Below are 17,595 nucleotides of genomic sequence, written 5' to 3' on the forward strand. Positions count from 1 at the left end.
TGCACAGGCATTGCAGCATCACTGCAACCCGGGTTGCAGTGATGCTACTAAATTATCCTATATTCCTACTCAATAACTTTCGGACTTGCTCCTCCGTTAAATTCCGGCGGCTCGCATAATCTCTCATCTGCTCCTCATCGATAGAACCGATCATGAAATATTGAGAAGAGGGATGGGCAATATAAATCCCACTAACCGAAGCCGTAGGATACATGGCACCATTCTCGGTTAACGAAACACCAATTCGCGACATATCGAGCAATCCATCCAATGTGAAATTCAATAATTGATCCGGTAGAGAAGGGTAACCGATAGCCGGACGGATTCCTTGGTATTTCACCTTGTAAAGATCCGGGATAGACAAGGATTCGTCTTTAGCATATCCCCAATATTCTTTACGTACTTTCTCATGAAGATATTCGGCTGTAGCTTCCGCTAGGCGATCGGTCAAGGTTTGCAGCAACATTGAATTATAGGTATCGCCTTCTTCCTCAAATTTATCCTTCAAACAATCAGCGCCAGCTCCAGCGGTAACGACAAACGCCCCTACATAATCAGTTCGCTCCTCGGAAACCGGTATTACATAATCGGAAAGACATTTATAAATATTTTCCTCTTTTTTTACTTGCTGACGTAATAAAGGCAGCGCTATATCACCCATTCGGATCGTATCCCCTTCACTATTCGCTGAGAAAAATCCGTAAATCGCTTTACAATATTCAACCTTCATATTGACCAGCCGATCCAATAACCTAACAGCATCCTTGTATAATTGCATCGCCTCGGTAGCCTTCGCACGATCTTTTTCCGGGAATCCGGCCAACCAAGAGGCACGACAAGAATCGCAACCATGTATCTGGGAGATTTCCGAGAAACGGCCATTCAATTTCCATGCGCTAAAAAAGAAGGTCCAGTGGATATAAGGAATCACTTCTTCCAAGGGGATATAAGGGATAACATGTACCCCCATCCGGGCCGGAACAACCGGTGTATACCCGGTCCAATCTATTTCTATCGGATGCTTACGAGCCTCTGAAAGAGAAGCCAAGGTCTCTTTCTTCTGCCCTAAAGAGGCACGCAAGGCTTCTTGTTCTTGTTCCAACTCCCTGATATAAGCGTCACGGGTATCTGGATTCAATAGTTTGGCGGCGATCAACGGATTCTGTGAGGCATCCAGCACATGAATCACCGGATAATCATAATGCGGAGCGATCTTCACCGCCGTATGCAATTTGGAGGTCGTAGCGCCACCCACCATCATAGGAATCGTAAGTCCCGCTTTCTGCATCTCGTCCGCAACATGCGCCATCTCTTCTAAAGAAGGGGTTATCAGGCCGGATAAGCAAACCAGATCCGGTTTCTCCTCGATCGCTTTCTTTATGATCACATCTGCGGGAACCATTACCCCTAAATCAATCACCTCGTAGTTATTACAAGACAATACGATAGAGACGATATTCTTACCGATATCATGTACATCCCCTTTTACCGTAGCGAAAATCACTTTACCGGCCTTCGCAGAGCCGGAAGCTTTCTTTTCAGATTCAATGGCCGGTTGTAAAATAGCCACGGCCTTTTTCATCGTACGTGCGGTCTTCACGACTTGAGGGAGAAACATCTTTCCGGCACCGAATAACTCGCCGACCTTATTCATTCCGCTCATTAACGGACCGTCAATTATATCCACGGCATGCGAATAAGTCCGCAAGGCTTCTTGTAAATCATCCTCCAAATAGTCTCCGATCCCTTTAATTAAGGCATGCTCCAAACGCTCCTTCAATGAAAGCTCACGCCAAGCCTCATGCTTCTCCGGAGTTTCTCCGGAAGCTTGAACATGTAAATTTTGAGCATAAGTAATTAATTCCTCGGCAGCTTCCGGACGGCGTGCCAAGATCACGTCTTCCAACAAGGTACGGAACTCCGGCTCTATATCCTCATAAAGTACGGAGGTAGACGGATTCACGATACCCATATCCATCCCCTTCCCAATCGCATGATATAGAAATACGGAATGCATAGCCTCGCGTACATGATTGTTCCCCCGGAAAGAGAAAGATAAATTACTTACACCACCACTCACCTTCGCACCCGGCAAGTTCTTCTTGATCCATTCAACGGCACGGATAAACGCCAGACCATAGCCATTATGTTCCTCCATACCGGTAGCGATCGCCAATACGTTCGGGTCAAAAATAATATCTTGGAGATTGAAATCGATCTTCTCGATCAATAGGCGATAGGCCCGTTCACAAATCTCAATCTTTCTTTCATAGGTATCCGCCTGCCCCTTCTCGTCGAAAGCCATCACGACCGCAGCCGCACCCAGTTGCTTAATACGGGCGGCATGTTTAAGGAAGACCTCCTCTCCTTCTTTCAAGGAGATGGAATTCACGATGCTCTTTCCTTGCACGCACATCAAGCCTTCCTCGATCACTTCCCATTTAGAAGAATCGATCATGACGGGTACACGGGCAATATCCGGTTCGGAGGCGATCAAGTTTAAGAATGTCTTCATTTCTTTCACGGCATCCAACATACCATCGTCCATATTGATATCGATCACTTGGGCGCCATCCTCCACTTGCTTACGAGCGATCGTCAACGCTTCCTCATAACTGCCTTCTTTTATCAAGCGTAAGAATTTCCGAGAACCGGCCACATTACAACGCTCTCCCACGTTCACGAAATTATTCTCCGGTTTCACCTCCAGCAGTTCCAAGCCCGACAGCCACAGGCAATCCGGTTTCAAAGCCGGGATATGCGGTTTAGCTCCTTTCACCAACTCCGGATACCGGGAGATATGCGCTGGAGTCGTTCCGCAACAGCCTCCGATAATGTTCACTAATCCCTCTTCCACAAAAGGCTTCACATGTTGGGCCATTTTATCCGGCGTCTCGTCATAGGTACCAAAACTATTCGGCAATCCGGCGTTCGGATAAGCGCTGATATAATAGGGGGCATACTTCGCCAACTCTTGTAAATAGGGCTTCATATCCGCCGCTCCGAAAGAGCAGTTTAAGCCAACCGAAACAATATGTGTATGCTGTATGGAAGCTAAGAAGGCCAATAAAGTCTGTCCGGAAAATGTTCGTCCACCTTGCGCAGACAAAGTCAAAGACAACATAATCGGCAGGTCTTTTTCTTTCTCTTTCAACACGACCTCAGCCGCTTCCAATCCCGCTTTTACGTTCAACGTATCGAAAGTAGTCTCGAAAAGGATGATATCCACCCCGCCATCAACAAGTCCCTCGACTTGCTCCTTGTAGGCATTATACAAATCTTTATAAGTTACGGCACGATAAGCGGGATCGCTTACATCCGGACTCATGGAAGCTGTCTTATTGGTAGGACCGATCGATCCGGCCACGAAGATCGTACGATCCGGATGCTCTGCCATATAGGTATCCGCCACTTCCCTCGACAATCGGCCGGCGGCCAGATTTATCTCACGTACATAGGCCTCCATCGCATAATCTGCCATGGAAATAGCATTCGCATTAAACGTATTCGTAGCGAAGATATCCGCTCCCGCATCCAAATACTGACGATGAATAGACTGGATTACATCCGGGCGGGTGATACACAATAAATCATTGTTCCCCTTCAACTGTCCCGGAAAATCGGCGAAACGTTCGCCTCGGTAATCTTGTTCGTTTAGTTTGAAACTTTGGATCATGGTACCCATACCACCATCCAAGATCAAAATGCGCTCATTCAAGAGTCGCAGAAATCGTTCCTTATTCATAAATATGTTTTACCTTTCTTGCGTACATATAACTATATCCCCGGAGGATCCATACCACAACGATGGCGAAAAACAGACGGGTAGGCACCACCCAAAGAACGGGTACCCCTATCGCGGCAAAGATGATCGTATCTTCCAACAGGGAATGGCACACGGCCAAATGATGGTTCAGCAAGTTGCCGTCACCGTAAGACAACTTCCTCTGCTCCATTTGCTCTACCATAATAGCCCCGCCATAAGCCAGTCCAACCACATTACCTACCAACCACAAAAAAGCGGCATCTTGAGGCAAGCCAAATAATCGCATCAGTGGAGAAAAGACCGAGGACAATCCTTTCATTAGATTAAACTCTTCCAATATATAATGAAGGATCATTAAAGCCGTAACAATTATCAAAATAGAAATCACCACCTTCATCGAGCTGGTAAACCAAAGTACGAATACTTCCAACCAATTATCGCATACAGCCGCGCTTTGAGCGATCCCGACCTGTCCCCATCCTTCATGGGGCATTACCCAATTCAAAGAAAAGGCGATCACGAAACTCATGATCAAACGGAGCAGCGTCATCTCCCAGAAAGAAGACCCAGTCTTTGCCTGTACGGAGGATTCTACCATTAGATTATGGGAAGTAAGGCACATCAATGCTAATATCGTAGCTTCACGGACTCCTAAAGACATCGAGGTGATCAAAGCGATCGGAGCATATAATGGGGAGAATATACTGGTTATAAAAACAATGGCTGTCTCCCCCGGCAGACCCACCAACGAGAACACGGGCACTAACCAATCCGAGATCTGACCTAATATTCCGGAATATTGCAATATACGGACCAATAAAGAAATAGGCAAAATAATCTTTAGCAGCCATAAACACGTCTTGCCTGCTTTAGGCAGAGCTTTCAGGATACATCCCCAAACCCTACCGATCACGCCTTGCCCTGTTTCCATCTCGACTTATCGTTTGAAAGCCCGATCCATCTCCCGTCGGTCGTCACGTTCCCGGATGGAGTCTCGCTTATCATATTCCTTTTTACCTCGTGCGATCGCGACGACTACTTTCGCCAATCCTTTCTCATTGATAAACAAACGAGTGGGAACGATCGTAAAACCACTAGCACGAACCGCACCCTCGATCTTTCGTAATTCCTTTTTGGTAAGAAGTAATTTCCGGTCCCGCCGTGCGTTGTGATTATTGTACGTACCGTAAAAATATTCGGCGATGTACATATTCTTCACCCACAGTTCCCCTTTTTCCACGATACAAAACGTATCTACCAAACTCGCCTTCCCTAAACGGATCGATTTAATCTCCGTTCCGGTCAGTACGATCCCGGCCGTAAAAGTGTCGAGCAACTCGTAGTCGAACGTCGCCCGCTTATTCTTTATCTGTATGTTATTACTAATCTTCTCCTTCATCTTGTGTTATTCTGTCAAAAACTCAAACCGGGCATCAGCATCGATAACAAAATCTCGATAACTGCCGGAGTCAGTAATATAATGGCGGTTGTAAATCCTACGAACTTCAAGCGGATCTTCTCCTCGACTCCCATATACGGACCAGCGCCTTCCCAAACAATATAGAATGTATAAAGGATAAATATCCGCAAGAAGAAAAACTCGGGAAGCAACATCAATACGATATTCAAAGCGAACATCAACGACGAGGAATACCCGACGAAGCGCAACCACAGTTTCAAATCCTTCTCCCGTTTAAATATACCTTGCCATATCTCGTTCATCAGATAAGCCCCGAGGTAAAAACCACCGAACGAGGACACCAATGTCCGGATAGACGACTTCAAGGCCAGCTCTAAATCAAACTCCTTCCGCGTAAACAATACGCCCAGAAAAGCCGCAACAGTAACGAAGCCGATCAAAGGATACACGAATCGGGATAAGAACTCCTCCTGCTTCTCTCCTTTTTTCGCTAACAAGACCCACGCCTTCGCTGGCTGTGAGATGATAGCGATTACCCACCTAAATATCTCCTTATACATCTCTGTTTACTTTTAAATAGCAAAAGTATATATTTAATTCGTAAAACGCAACGTAAATACGTCGGTAGCCCCCCAAACACATGCGGTTGTATCCGCATTATAGCGTTCGGCATAATTTATTTTAAAGTTTATCTCATTTTGCCCCTCCCTGCTCTCTATCGCTTTGGCTTGGTCCAAAAACTTATCGATCGTAAAAGCGGTCGTATTGATCCATTTAGTGGAATCGCCGGTACCCCCCTCTTGGGTTACCCGGAGATATAGGTTATAGATCCGTTGTCCGTCATCATCTTTTTCCACCTCCTGATCAGGGTTATAGGATAAATTGAAAATATCCTTTTGGTCTACCTGATGATTTATATGTTGGGTTTGCAAGAAGAAACGTCCTTCCAAATAAATACTTTTCTTAAAGTCCAGCGTAACCAGACGCTCCTTGTCCAATACGACCGTAGTATCAGTTAATGTCTCATGCAAAGGCCATACAGCGACCGAATCATACTTATAAATCTCAGCGTTGTAAACACCATTGCCCAATTCCTCGCTAAAATTCGTCTTGAAATCAACCACGCAACAGTCACCCTCTTTCAAATCCGTCCGGTTCTCAAACTCAGAGGAAGAGACGATAAAGATATTCCCTTGATCATCTGCCGTATAGATACATCGCATAGGATTCTCACGTATCACTCCTACCCGATGATAATTGATGGAGTTACTTCCATCCCCCATACAAGAGGTCATTAAGAAAAACAAGGATAAAAATAAGCCGTATAAAATTCGCTTTCTCATCTTTTTTAGTTTATAAGTAAAGGATCTGTTACTCCCCATGTAAACTGGGTACTATCTTTCGGATTAATTTGATCGATATAATGAATCCGAACATACATATCCGCATCACGTCCACCTTGTTCTCGCATATCTTTGATAAAGTTCCCCAGATTAAAGGCATTGATAACCGCGATAGCCTCTTCTGCCTTGTCCTCCGGCTTTCCGGTCGTAGCGGCAGCCCGTAAATATAAGGAATAAATTGATTTCCGATTTTCAACAACTGGTTGTTGAGTCGGATCATAAGTCAGTTGCCAATTTAAAGCCCGGTCTTTTGTTGTCCAACAGGCGGAAGGCAAAAACAAATAATCTTCCAATTTGACGTACAGAACAGAGTCGTTCGGATTAACCGCAAGTATCGGTTGCTCATTTGTCAATAGTTTATGCGTATCCGTAAGAGGACTCTCAGCGTTTTGCTGGTTAACGGCGGTTTCCCCTTGTATCGTCACCGTATAATACCCTTTTTGTTCCGCACCCGTATTTTCCGGCAAGCTAGGATCATAATCAAAACTCACCAACAAGCATTTACCCTCTGAGTATGAGCTCAGCTTCGTCGAATAGATCCAACCGAACCGGGTATTAGCCATCATCAACGCGCTATCTCCATGTTGACGAACCACAGCGGCGGTCGTTCCCGGATTATAGACGTTATTTATGTCTTTTAGGCAAGAGGTAAACAGACCCATGATAACCGCCACCCAGACAAAACCTATTAAATTCTTGTATCTCATTTCACAATACTCCTCTTAAAGTACGCAAAGATACGATCTTTACCCATATACATAAAAAAAACGGCAAAAAAATAGGGCGTATCGATAATCTTCTTATCGGTACGCCCTCAACTTCTATACTAATTTCTTTATGAGTTTTTCACGACTTGGAATAGAACGGTATAAGAAGCCCATTTCAAATCCGTACTATCTTTTTCATTAATCGTATTTAGATAATTGACCTTAAGATTAAAAGACTTTGAATCTTTATTAGCCTCAGCGCTATTCACAGACTCCAATACAGACTTAACATTAAACGCACGGACTTCTCCTATGGATGATGCAGCAGAACCTGTTCCGTCCGCTACTTTAGCGACACGCAAGAACAAGTCATATGTCGGGACATTATCCACCATAGTAGGCTCCTTTGAACGATCCCAATATAAAGTATAAGAATTTTTCTGATCCTTAAACATATCCATTGTTATAAAGAAGAATAAATAACCGTCTACATACACCCCATAGTCGCCATTGCTAAATAGGTTTTTTACAGGTATCTCATTCTGAAGTAAGCTGGCCGAATCTGGCACATTATAAAAGACTGGCTGTCCTTTTGTTATCTCATCTGCCACAGAGATTGTCGCTGTTAAATAACCATTTGTCGCCGCATTCGCATTCTCCGGAGAATTTAGGTCTAATTCATAGTTGATCAAGTAACAAGCTCCGTCAACTACTTGTGCCGATAAAGACGGAGAGTATAATGCTCCCATATTTGTATTCAGTACCGTTTTATATGTCTTTTCAGAAAGACCTGCGACACCAAAGCCGGCACGAGTCACCGTATTATTCGATTCTCCAAGACAAGAGGTCAACAACAATAATGACGCAGCCGCCGCTGCTCCAATTAATTTAAATGCTTTCATAATTCAATTTTTCTATTTTTAAGTATTTGTATTTACACTGTTAATCTATCGAGTATTAAAAACCAAAACGAAATCCAAACTGAAGGCTCATGTTAAACGGCTTCTCCGAATGGATGGTTTCGATCTCGCTGCCATTATCAAAATAATAGCTGGCTCCCACCTCAGCGAAAGCGCTTACAAAACGGATAATCGGATAACTTACACCCGCACGGGCATTTACAGACCATAGCCATTCTTTCATTCGAATATGTTCACTTTGCTTTGCGATCTCTACCTCATCCGAGAATAATTTCATTCTACGTTTGCCAGCGACATTCACTTCCGCCATACCTCCGGCTGAGGCGTAAAACATAAAACGATTCCATTCCGCGATCTTATAAGTCAATGATAATGGAATTCCTATAAAATGCAATCGCTGATCATTCTCTATATGATACGTATTATTCGTACTCCACTCCGATCTTAAGTAAGAATAAGTTAATCCAGTCTGCAAAGAAAAACGATTATTCAAATAACGACTAATTGAGATCCCCACCCCAATAGGCGTCTTATGATGAATATCCGTCTTAGCAGGATCTTTCTTCTCCGCATCGAACGAATTTAAGCTCATCAGATTCTCACTCTTAAGCACGCTGCTATTCGTCACATACTGAGGGACCAGATTATCAGCGCCCATAGAAAGACCTCCACCTCCCATACCGAACCCCCATTTCCGGGACGCAGTCTTCTCCGGCTTCTTTTTAGCAACAGGAGTAGCATCCGCGACAAGTACATCATTCTTGAGAACAACTATCTCATCATTATTCCTTTCAACCTCCGGCTCAACGGTATCTTTCTCATTCGCCGGTATATCAGCAGACATTACCTCCGACTCAGAAATAGGCCGATCCTCTGCGCTCTCTACATTTTGCCGGAACGCTGCCATCCTAGCCTTAGCTCCCACTTTAACCGCTCCAGATGCCGCTTTTGCCTTCACGACCGCAGCAGCAGGAATAGTCGCTAATACGGGTGCTTGCTCCATCGTTTTCTCTACCGGAACAACCGGGGTATCCACGGATGTCGACTCTTGTGAAGACTGTATTTCTTGGGCTATAGGTAGATCTTCCATCTCCCTGTCATATAAATAGATACCACCCGATACGACCAATAAGGAGATCACGGCGGCGGCAACCCAGTAGCGAAGCGTACGACGCAAAGGAACCGGAGCCTTTCCGGGCAATCGATCGGCTATAGCCTCCCAGTCGCCGGGTAGCGTATCCATCTCGAAATCCTCTAGCTTCGATCGGATCGCGTCATCCCATATATCTCTTTCCTTTTTACTCATCTTATCTCAATACAATGCGTTAATTCTACGTTGTAATAACTGCTTGGCACGGGTATATTGGGAACGGGAAGTACTCTCTGTTATGTTCAACATCTCACTGATCTCCTTATGAGAATATCCCTCTATCGCGAACATATTGAATACGGTACGGAAGCCAACCGGCAACTCCTTCACTAGATTCATCAACTCAGCCGCCGACATGTCCGAGATAGCCGAACTATCGGGTTGAATCAGTTCCGCCGTATTGTCAAGATCGGTCGCTTCACGCAACACATCCGACTTTCGCAGATATTCCAACGCACAATTAACAAAGATCTTCCGCATCCACCCCTCAAATGAACCACTCCCTGTATAGGAATCCATACTGGTAAAGATTTTCACGAAGCCATCCTGCAACAAATCACGAGCCGTTTCCCTGTCGTTCACATAACGAAGGCAAACTCCCATCATTTTTCGGGAATACGCATCATAAAGCTCTTTTTGAGCTCGTCTCTCCCCCTTCCGACAACCCTCTATCAGTTGTAGCTCATTCATTCAGTCGTGCCTTGAACGTCTCCCTTCTGGAGACTGTACAATATTAGGATGTAAATAATTAAACAAACGCTGCATTCCGTAGAAAAATTATTTCATAAACAGGGCGGACACTCCGGCCCGCCCTCACGGAACATCTGCAAAGATAAGATGTTCTTATGAATTTCCATGTTAATGAGCGTGAGTATGCTCACTTTTTTTCGCCGGAGGTACCGGACAGCCGGCGCCATTATCTACCGGAACCGCTTCCATACCGATCTTTTTGAAGGCCGCGGCCAAGCGAGTCTTCGAAGTCTTATCCGTCTTGTAAGTCACAATGGCCGTACGGGTGCTCAGATCACATTTCAAGTCGGTCACTCCTTTCTCGAAAGCGATATTTTTCTCGATCTTCTTGATACAGTGATCACAATCCATCGCTTCGATAAAGAATGTCACAGAGTCCTTCTTCTTTTTCGCGTCTTGGGCGAATGTCATCGATACCGTACATACAGCACAAAACAATAACATAATTAATCGTCTCATAATCAATCGTTTTTAATATTAATAGTTCTAATTATCCATTCATATCTACCAAAAGAAAAGTACCACTATAGGCATCGGGCTACACGTATATAGGCGTAGAGGCACACCAGTATACGCATAGGCCTACACGTATATACGTGTCAATCCCTGCTTATATTAAAGCGGATACCCGCATAAATTTTCCGTCCATGCACCGGTCCCCACACCATAGATCCATCGAAGTTATCCCCTCTGGGATTGCTGGCATCGATAATCGGATTCGGTTGTTTGTAATTAAACAGGTTCTCCGCTCCCACGTAAATAGACCATTGACGGAAATATTTCGTAATCTGCGCATTCACTACCGTATAAGCCTTAAAATTCGGCTCCCATAACGGATTAGACGCATCCGGTGTCGGCATACGACCGCCTCCATTAAACTGGCCGGTCAAATCAAACTGCCATTTTTTCAACGGGGTTTGATAAGAAGCGGTCAATAAACCTTTATAATCACTAACCAACGGCTTTTTCAATCGATGCGCTACACCCTCCTCATTCCGGTAATCGGTCTTCGCGTCCGTATAACGATAAGCGGCCGTTAACGTAAATCCCCGGAAAAAAGGATAGGAAGCCTCCACTTGGAAGCTATTCGAATAGGAACGCCCATCCAGATTGTAGAAACGAACCGCATGAGGATCACTATCCATATCCACCACGATTTGCTTCAAGAAATCGGTATAATACCATTCCCCGCTCAAGCTCAGTTCCTTCCCGAACAAAGGTATATAAAATGACAGATTCACACCGGTATTCCACGCTTCTTCTTGATCCAGATTGTCGGCGATATACATTTTTCGACTACTGGATAACAAAAAGTTGTTCTCTGCCAGCACATTCGCTGTCCGAAATCCTTTACCTGCCGAAGCCCGGATATGGAACCAGTCAAAAGGATTATATTTAATATGTACACGAGGGGTTACAAAGAAATCATACAACGTACTATAATCCGCACGTACACCCGCCAATAAGATCAGTTTATCATTCAGATTGAACGTATATTGGGCATAAGCTCCCGGCACGACTTCCGTACGGTCATAGGCATGACGGACCGACTCTCCTCCCGCATATTGAACCAGATTCTCGTCGAAACCATCATAGTTCATACTTAATCCGGTACTCAAGCTATGCATCGGCGTAAACTCCTTTTCATACAGCAAACTGGCATATACATTATTCTGATATACATTATAGGGCGTACGGTCATATCTTGATTTTTGCTCATGATAAGAACCGGAAAGTATCAATGCCACGCTCTCTACCTTTTCCTTATCGATAATATAGGCCTGCTTCGTAAATAATTCGGCCCGGTTCGTATTTAAATGAATCCGATACGGGTCGGTGAAATCATGGTGTTTCGTATCCTGCCCACCGGTACGGCTCTCATGCAGATAGCGAACTCCGTATTGAGCCACGTATTTATCCAATTTATGATACCAACGATTCATTACGTTCACCTGTTCCCTTAGCGGCGTATCGAGAAAACCATCGTCATTACCGTCATGTTGCATTTTATCATTCGAGTAGTGTACCAATAAACCGGTAGAGAGCTTGTCGTTGATATGCCAAGAAGCATCCGCATTCCCTTCATAACGTCCGGCATCACTAGCGAACACATTAGCAGAGAAAATATCCGCCGTAGGGGGCTTCTTGAATTCCACGTTGATTTGTCCGGCCAACGCCTCATACCCATTCTTAACCGAAGAGGTTCCTTTAGACACCTGAATACTTTCCATCCAAGCTCCCGGAACATAATCCAGCCCATATAAGGAAGCGGCCCCCCGGAAATTCGGGTAATTCTCGGTCAACATTTGTACGTAGGTTCCCGCCAATCCCAACAGTTTAATTTGCCGGGCACCTGTAGCCGCATCCGAGTACGATACATCGACAGACGGATTTGTCTCAAAGCTCTCCGCCAGATTACAGCAGGCCGCACGGCAAATCTCATCGTACGTAATTTTCTGAGTTTGCAATACGCTCGTACGGGAAGCGATGGTTCCCATCTTGCGCTCACTAACCACGACCTCATCCAAGGCGATCTCACCTTTTAAGATAATCTGCATAGCATCGTCCTTCTCATCCACAGGGGTGACCTCAGTCATATAACCGATATAGCTAACCACCAGATTCTTGGAGTCACCTTTTCGTTCTAACTCGAAATTTCCATCCACATCGGACGTGGTTCCATTTTGGGTTCCTTCCCAATATACATTTGCACCGATAATAGGTTGTTTGTTTTCATCACATACACGTCCTTTCACTTTCTTGCCGGAATCCTCGGCCCAAGTCAAAGTAAAAGTCAAACAGGACAGTAAAAATATCAGATATAATTGTCTTAACATGATAGTTGTTATTTGATTGAATCGTTAAATACAGTTTCCGCAGGGATAGAGTATCCCCTACCTTAAAAACCAAAGGGTATTCAGCGAGCAGCTTCCACCCTCACGAATACAATCAAATCAAAAGCGTAGTCAATAAAGAAAGGTACACACGAGGACAGGCTACAGGAGGACCTGTCACCCTAATCTCATAGGAATCAGCAAATAAGGAAGCGATTTGTAAACTCTCGAAAATAGAGGAGAAGAGCAAATCATGTACGACTGGTTGCAGATCCGGTACTTGTATATTTACAGAATTCCAATCAAAATCAACCCGTTCAATGCCACAGCCGTTCATGCCACAACACTCCACCGTATTATTCGCAAGCTTATCACGACTATGATCATGTCCATGAATCTCACAGCACTTAGCTGCCAATAAAGCCTCCACTCCCTCTTTCTCGCAAACGCCACAACAATAAGATACGAAATTAACCCCCGCTCCCCCATAAAAGATCAAGGAAGCAAGAATTACAAGAAACAAGGATGTGGCAAATCGTCTCATATGCCGCAAAAATAAGCAAAAAAACTCGAAATCAAAATACCCCCTTTACTTGATAAATTTAGACAGGTAATAATAGGTATCCGGAGAAGGTTCACTCTCCATCCGGTAACGGGTGGAAGCCGTTACAGAAAATGTATACCCACGTTCAGACTCTACATCGATAGGAAGAAAAAGCTCGTTGCCATAAATATTCGTAGCTAATATGGATTTTGCCGAAGCCGTGTCGATCGAATCCGTCAATGAATAATAAACGGTATAAGTTAAATCCTGCTTTTCCGACACAGGTTTCTGCCAAGTTAAATGCAACTCATCATCTAAACGTTCCACTTTGATGCCCTCCGGAGCGGCAGGTACCGAATCATTCAGCCAAGTCAACGGAGGCAATTGGGCCGGATACTTATAGTAATTGTCTCTCAACTCTTTATAGAGTCCCTTATCATTATACAGGACATTTCCACAACGAAAGAACGCACAGCCGGCTCCTCCGTAATAACGGCTATAATCGATCTGGTCCGTTATATCATTCACGGCCCAGTCCGCCTCACTCTTGTCCATCCGATAAGCTCCCAAGCCGGGTACGACCAAACGCCCGTTACAATTATCCACCCAATTATCCACGAAAGGAAAGAAATTCTTATGCAGGTAATACATCATCGGAACAATCATATCTTGTTTACCTTGTTGCATCCATATCTTCGGGTCTTGGAAGACACTTTCGTAAGCGGTCCAACCCGCGTTAGGTACCCGTTCAATACGATTATATTTCCCGAGTGGCGAACTGCTCACCTGTACCCAAGGTTTCGTTTGCTTTACCCAATCGTAAATACGGTAAACCATCCGGTTGATATTCTCCCTACGCCAGTCTGCCAGAGACTTTTTCTTACCGGATCTATTATACAGCGCTTTATCCGGGAATGTTTTCGCCTCTTCGGGATAGCGGATATAATCGAAATGGATACCATCTATATCATAGCCATTCACGATCTCCTTGACTAAGGATAAGATATAATCAGCGGTCTCCGGTACGCCGGGGTCCAAATACCACTCTCCATTATGCCGTTTGCAAAGTTTTGGTTTCTTTTTAACCACGGAAAGCTTTCCTTGCTCCTTCACGCTTTTTTCCGTTCCTAACGGGAAAGTCACGAACCACGCATGGCATTCCATTCCCCGCTTATGGCATTCATCAACGACAAAAGCGAGTGGATCATATCCCGGTAATTCTCCATACTTACCGGAGAATGTCTTACTGACTGGTTCGATAGCCGAACGATACATCACGTCTCCCCTCAAGCGAGCCTGAATGAAGACCATATTAAAATTCGCTTCTTGAAGCCGGTCCAAGATATCAAGCAATGCCTGTTGCTGGGCTTTTCGTCCCGCCTCGGTAGTAGCCGGTTTATGAGGCCAATCCAGACCATAAACCGTAGTCAACCAAACCGCACGAATTTCCTTTTTGGGAGGCTCTACCGCTTGTAACAGACAAAAAACGGGTAAAGCCAGCGACAGGATAAGCAACAGACAAAACTTTCTCATCTTTATAATGCCTTATTGAGCCCGCGAATGTAGTATTTTTTGAGTCTCTTCCGGTAAATCAGTCGTAATAAAATCGACTCCCAGATCGATCATCTCTTCCATTAATTTAGGGTCATCTACGGTCCAGACATTCGAAGTCATGCCTAGGACTTTACAATCCTTCACCCAATCCGGATGAGATTGCAAGACTTTATAATGGTAGTCTAATCCTGTAAAACCAAACTCTTTCAATTCCATCGGGGATAATTCTCCATTCAGATAAGAAACCTCAGATTTCGGACATAGACGGATAAATTCTTTACAAGCATCCATATTAAAAGATATGTAATCCGTACGTTTCGCTAATTTCATACGCTTCACCATATCTACAACAGCTTTAGCAGCCTCACGGTTGCGTTCCGGGGTCTCATGAGCTTTCAGTTCTAAAATTAACCGGACATTCTTCAATTTCTTCGCACGTTTCAAATATTGCTCTAAAGTAGGGAGCTTTTCGCCGTTGCTCAATTGCAAATCTTTCAATTCATCATAAGTACAGGATTGAATATGTTTTCCTTGGATATCATTATCATGGAATATTACCAGCACATTGTCCGCCGTAAGATGTACGTCGAATTCCGAGCCATAGGCACCAATCTCGCTGGCACGTTCCAAAGAACGGATAGAGTTCTGAGCAGAGCCCTCCGTTTTCCAATACCCCCGATGGGCGATCACTTTCGTGTTATCCTTTGCCGCTACCATTCCTGCCATCATCAGGCAAAGTAGCAAAAGAAGAGTAGATTTTAAATTCATGGAAATTAAATTAGTTGACAAATGACAAGTGACAGTTGATAGTTGACAATTGATAGTTGACAGTTAAATACCGCTTGTCGCAACTGTCAACTATCAATTGTCAACTGTCAACTATTTTCCGATCTCTGATAAATAACGTTCAGCCTCGATAGCAGCCTTACAACCACTTCCCGCAGCGGTAATAGCTTGACGATAATGGGGATCAGCGACATCTCCAGCGGCAAACACACCCGGAACTTTCGTTCGGGGAGTTCCCGGAACTGTCTCGATATAACCGATCTCGTCCGTATCTATCCATGGCTTGAAGATATCCGAATTAGGTTTATGGCCAATCGCCAAGAAGAAACCATCGATAGCGATATCCACTTTCTCCTCATCCGGCTCTCCCATACGTTTTACCAAATGAGCACCTTCCACGCCATTCTCTCCAAATAAACCCAGGGTGTTATGTTCGAAAAGCACCGTGATATTCGGAGTCTTGAAGACACGTTCTTGCATTACTTTTGAAGCACGCAAATAGGGTTTACGCACGATCAAGTAAACCTGCTTCGCCAAACCTGCCAAGTAAATCGCTTCCTCACAGGCCGTATCCCCACCACCTACTACCGCTACCGTCTTTTTACGATAGAAGAAACCATCGCAAGTAGCGCAAGCGGATACACCCATACCCGCATACTTATGTTCATCCGGAAGACCCAGATACTTCGCGGAAGCACCCGTAGCGATAATCAAAGTCTCCGTCTCGATCACTTTCTCACCATCAATCGTAATTTTATAAGGAGCCTCGCCCAAATCAGCGGCTGTAGCGATACCGAAACGGATATCCGCACCAAAACGGACGGCTTGTTTTTTTAAATCTTCCATTAACTCAGGGCCGGTTATACCGTCCGGATATCCCGGGAAATTCTCCACCTCTGTAGTTGTTGTTAATTGTCCCCCCGGCTGTATTCCTTCATAAAGCACCGGAGATAAATTCGCACGGGAAGCATAAATCGCTGCCGTATAACCTGCTGGACCCGAGCCTATAATAAGGCAACGTACTTTCTCATTCACTGAATCGCTCATAGTATCTAAGTATTAATTATCAATTTTCAATTCTCTATTATCGAAGGTCTATCACCTCTACGTCCGGATAATCCCCTTCGTTAAAAACAAAAAAACGATCCGGTTGGTTTATACCTGTTTTCAATTGGCTGATCTGGATCGTACTGCTAACGCCGTTTTTAGAAGTAACCGTGATACGAGCCGGGAAATTTGAATATTTCTCGATTTGCAACTCCACTTTCACGATATCCCCTTTTTTCTTCGGTGTCAATTCCACATCGTAAGCGGCTTTTCCGTTCGGTGCCGTACTCTCGCCTTTATAAGCCGCCGTGAATCCCTTCTTATAACTATTTAATAAAAGAGCGGGATTTGTAAATTGCAACTCTTCTCCCGTAGGATTCGTCACGTTCACCTCATCGTTCCGTTCCACATACGTCCATTGCGTCGTACCATTAAACCAAGTAAGCGCATCCGGCGTGACTAATGTAAACTTATCACCTTTCATCTGGATGGTTCCCTCAAAACTCTCTCCCGCATTCTGACCGGCAGAACGGGTAAACATCGTAAAAGAAGCGCTTATCCCGTTCGAATTCTCATAAGCAGCGGCCGCCTTCCCCAAGATATCATTCGCATTCTGGGCATGCGCCCCCACTCCTAGTCCCAACAGGAAACACAAGAATAATCCGACAAACGCGATACACCGCCACACTCTTATTTTATGTTCTCTTCTCATAT

At 44.6% G+C, this 17,595-nt stretch carries 16 protein-coding genes; all 16 read right to left on the bottom strand.

Annotated features, from left to right (window positions below):
* Positions 1–52: 52 nt before the first annotated feature.
* Positions 53–3,745: a methionine synthase gene (gene metH / locus DW205_RS08320; RefSeq protein WP_005865197.1), complete on the bottom strand. Its 3,693-nt coding sequence runs from the start codon at positions 3,743–3,745 to the stop codon at positions 53–55.
* On the bottom strand, positions 3,738–4,697 hold the full coding sequence (locus tag DW205_RS08325) for a nucleoside recognition domain-containing protein (protein ID WP_005865195.1): 960 nt from the start codon (positions 4,695–4,697) through the stop codon (positions 3,738–3,740). Before DW205_RS08325 ends, metH begins: the two co-directional genes overlap by 8 nt.
* A gap of 6 nt (positions 4,698–4,703) precedes the next feature.
* Positions 4,704–5,165: an SsrA-binding protein SmpB gene (smpB, locus tag DW205_RS08330; RefSeq protein ID WP_005855460.1), complete on the bottom strand. Its 462-nt coding sequence runs from the start codon at positions 5,163–5,165 to the stop codon at positions 4,704–4,706.
* 14 nt (positions 5,166–5,179) lie between these two features.
* Positions 5,180–5,746 carry a YIP1 family protein gene (locus DW205_RS08335; RefSeq protein ID WP_005865193.1) on the bottom strand — a complete coding sequence of 189 codons (567 nt, stop codon included), beginning with the start codon at positions 5,744–5,746 and terminating at the stop codon, positions 5,180–5,182.
* A 33-nt stretch (positions 5,747–5,779) separates the two neighbouring features.
* Positions 5,780–6,529 (bottom strand): hypothetical protein, encoded by a 750-nt coding sequence (locus tag DW205_RS08340; RefSeq protein WP_008778525.1) that lies wholly within the window; start codon positions 6,527–6,529, stop codon positions 5,780–5,782.
* 5 nt (positions 6,530–6,534) lie between these two features.
* Positions 6,535–7,296 (bottom strand): hypothetical protein, encoded by a 762-nt coding sequence (locus tag DW205_RS08345; protein WP_005865189.1) that lies wholly within the window; start codon positions 7,294–7,296, stop codon positions 6,535–6,537.
* A gap of 128 nt (positions 7,297–7,424) precedes the next feature.
* On the bottom strand, positions 7,425–8,198 hold the full coding sequence (locus DW205_RS08350; RefSeq protein WP_005865187.1) for a hypothetical protein: 774 nt from the start codon (positions 8,196–8,198) through the stop codon (positions 7,425–7,427).
* A 55-nt stretch (positions 8,199–8,253) separates the two neighbouring features.
* Complete coding sequence (locus DW205_RS08355; RefSeq protein ID WP_005865185.1) at positions 8,254–9,522, bottom strand: porin family protein; 1,269 nt, start codon at positions 9,520–9,522, stop codon at positions 8,254–8,256.
* A 6-nt stretch (positions 9,523–9,528) separates the two neighbouring features.
* Positions 9,529–10,056: an RNA polymerase sigma factor gene (locus DW205_RS08360; RefSeq protein ID WP_005865183.1), complete on the bottom strand. Its 528-nt coding sequence runs from the start codon at positions 10,054–10,056 to the stop codon at positions 9,529–9,531.
* A gap of 168 nt (positions 10,057–10,224) precedes the next feature.
* Positions 10,225–10,575: a cation transporter gene (locus tag DW205_RS08365; protein WP_005865181.1), complete on the bottom strand. Its 351-nt coding sequence runs from the start codon at positions 10,573–10,575 to the stop codon at positions 10,225–10,227.
* 140 nt (positions 10,576–10,715) lie between these two features.
* Complete coding sequence (locus DW205_RS08370; protein ID WP_005865179.1) at positions 10,716–12,953, bottom strand: TonB-dependent siderophore receptor; 2,238 nt, start codon at positions 12,951–12,953, stop codon at positions 10,716–10,718.
* A gap of 112 nt (positions 12,954–13,065) precedes the next feature.
* Positions 13,066–13,494: a hypothetical protein gene (locus DW205_RS08375; RefSeq protein WP_005865177.1), complete on the bottom strand. Its 429-nt coding sequence runs from the start codon at positions 13,492–13,494 to the stop codon at positions 13,066–13,068.
* A gap of 45 nt (positions 13,495–13,539) precedes the next feature.
* A complete protein-coding gene (locus tag DW205_RS08380) occupies positions 13,540–15,027 on the bottom strand; it encodes a glycoside hydrolase family 10 protein (protein WP_005865175.1) in 1,488 nt (495 codons plus the stop codon).
* 12 nt (positions 15,028–15,039) lie between these two features.
* Entirely contained in the window at positions 15,040–15,816 is a 777-nt protein-coding gene (locus tag DW205_RS08385; RefSeq protein WP_005865173.1) for a glycerophosphodiester phosphodiesterase family protein, read from the bottom strand.
* Positions 15,817–15,927: 111 nt separating this feature from the next.
* A complete protein-coding gene (gene trxB / locus DW205_RS08395; RefSeq protein WP_005865171.1) occupies positions 15,928–16,881 on the bottom strand; it encodes a thioredoxin-disulfide reductase in 954 nt (317 codons plus the stop codon).
* A 37-nt stretch (positions 16,882–16,918) separates the two neighbouring features.
* Positions 16,919–17,593 carry a LolA-like putative outer membrane lipoprotein chaperone gene (locus tag DW205_RS08400; protein ID WP_005865168.1) on the bottom strand — a complete coding sequence of 225 codons (675 nt, stop codon included), beginning with the start codon at positions 17,591–17,593 and terminating at the stop codon, positions 16,919–16,921.
* Between the last annotated feature and the right edge of the window lie 2 nt (positions 17,594–17,595).

It is taken from the genome of Parabacteroides sp. AM17-47 (genome assembly GCF_003434625.1).
Classification (GTDB): domain Bacteria; phylum Bacteroidota; class Bacteroidia; order Bacteroidales; family Tannerellaceae; genus Parabacteroides; species Parabacteroides distasonis.

What these genes read in the sequence shown, in the direction of transcription:
- DW205_RS08355 (WP_005865185.1), bottom strand. Translation starts at nt 9,522, where the DNA reads ATGAGTAAAAAGGAAAGAGATATATGGGATGACGCGATCCGATCGAAG.
- DW205_RS08325 (WP_005865195.1), bottom strand. Translation starts at nt 4,697, where the DNA reads ATGGAAACAGGGCAAGGCGTGATCGGTAGGGTTTGGGGATGTATCCTG.
- DW205_RS08365 (WP_005865181.1), bottom strand. Translation starts at nt 10,575, where the DNA reads ATGAGACGATTAATTATGTTATTGTTTTGTGCTGTATGTACGGTATCG.
- metH (WP_005865197.1), bottom strand. Translation starts at nt 3,745, where the DNA reads ATGAATAAGGAACGATTTCTGCGACTCTTGAATGAGCGCATTTTGATC.
- DW205_RS08335 (WP_005865193.1), bottom strand. Translation starts at nt 5,746, where the DNA reads ATGTATAAGGAGATATTTAGGTGGGTAATCGCTATCATCTCACAGCCA.
- DW205_RS08400 (WP_005865168.1), bottom strand. Translation starts at nt 17,593, where the DNA reads ATGAGAAGAGAACATAAAATAAGAGTGTGGCGGTGTATCGCGTTTGTC.
- smpB (WP_005855460.1), bottom strand. Translation starts at nt 5,165, where the DNA reads ATGAAGGAGAAGATTAGTAATAACATACAGATAAAGAATAAGCGGGCG.
- DW205_RS08350 (WP_005865187.1), bottom strand. Translation starts at nt 8,198, where the DNA reads ATGAAAGCATTTAAATTAATTGGAGCAGCGGCGGCTGCGTCATTATTG.
- DW205_RS08345 (WP_005865189.1), bottom strand. Translation starts at nt 7,296, where the DNA reads ATGAGATACAAGAATTTAATAGGTTTTGTCTGGGTGGCGGTTATCATG.
- DW205_RS08370 (WP_005865179.1), bottom strand. Translation starts at nt 12,953, where the DNA reads ATGTTAAGACAATTATATCTGATATTTTTACTGTCCTGTTTGACTTTT.
- DW205_RS08380 (WP_005865175.1), bottom strand. Translation starts at nt 15,027, where the DNA reads ATGAGAAAGTTTTGTCTGTTGCTTATCCTGTCGCTGGCTTTACCCGTT.
- trxB (WP_005865171.1), bottom strand. Translation starts at nt 16,881, where the DNA reads ATGAGCGATTCAGTGAATGAGAAAGTACGTTGCCTTATTATAGGCTCG.
- DW205_RS08360 (WP_005865183.1), bottom strand. Translation starts at nt 10,056, where the DNA reads ATGAATGAGCTACAACTGATAGAGGGTTGTCGGAAGGGGGAGAGACGA.
- DW205_RS08375 (WP_005865177.1), bottom strand. Translation starts at nt 13,494, where the DNA reads ATGAGACGATTTGCCACATCCTTGTTTCTTGTAATTCTTGCTTCCTTG.
- DW205_RS08385 (WP_005865173.1), bottom strand. Translation starts at nt 15,816, where the DNA reads ATGAATTTAAAATCTACTCTTCTTTTGCTACTTTGCCTGATGATGGCA.
- DW205_RS08340 (WP_008778525.1), bottom strand. Translation starts at nt 6,529, where the DNA reads ATGAGAAAGCGAATTTTATACGGCTTATTTTTATCCTTGTTTTTCTTA.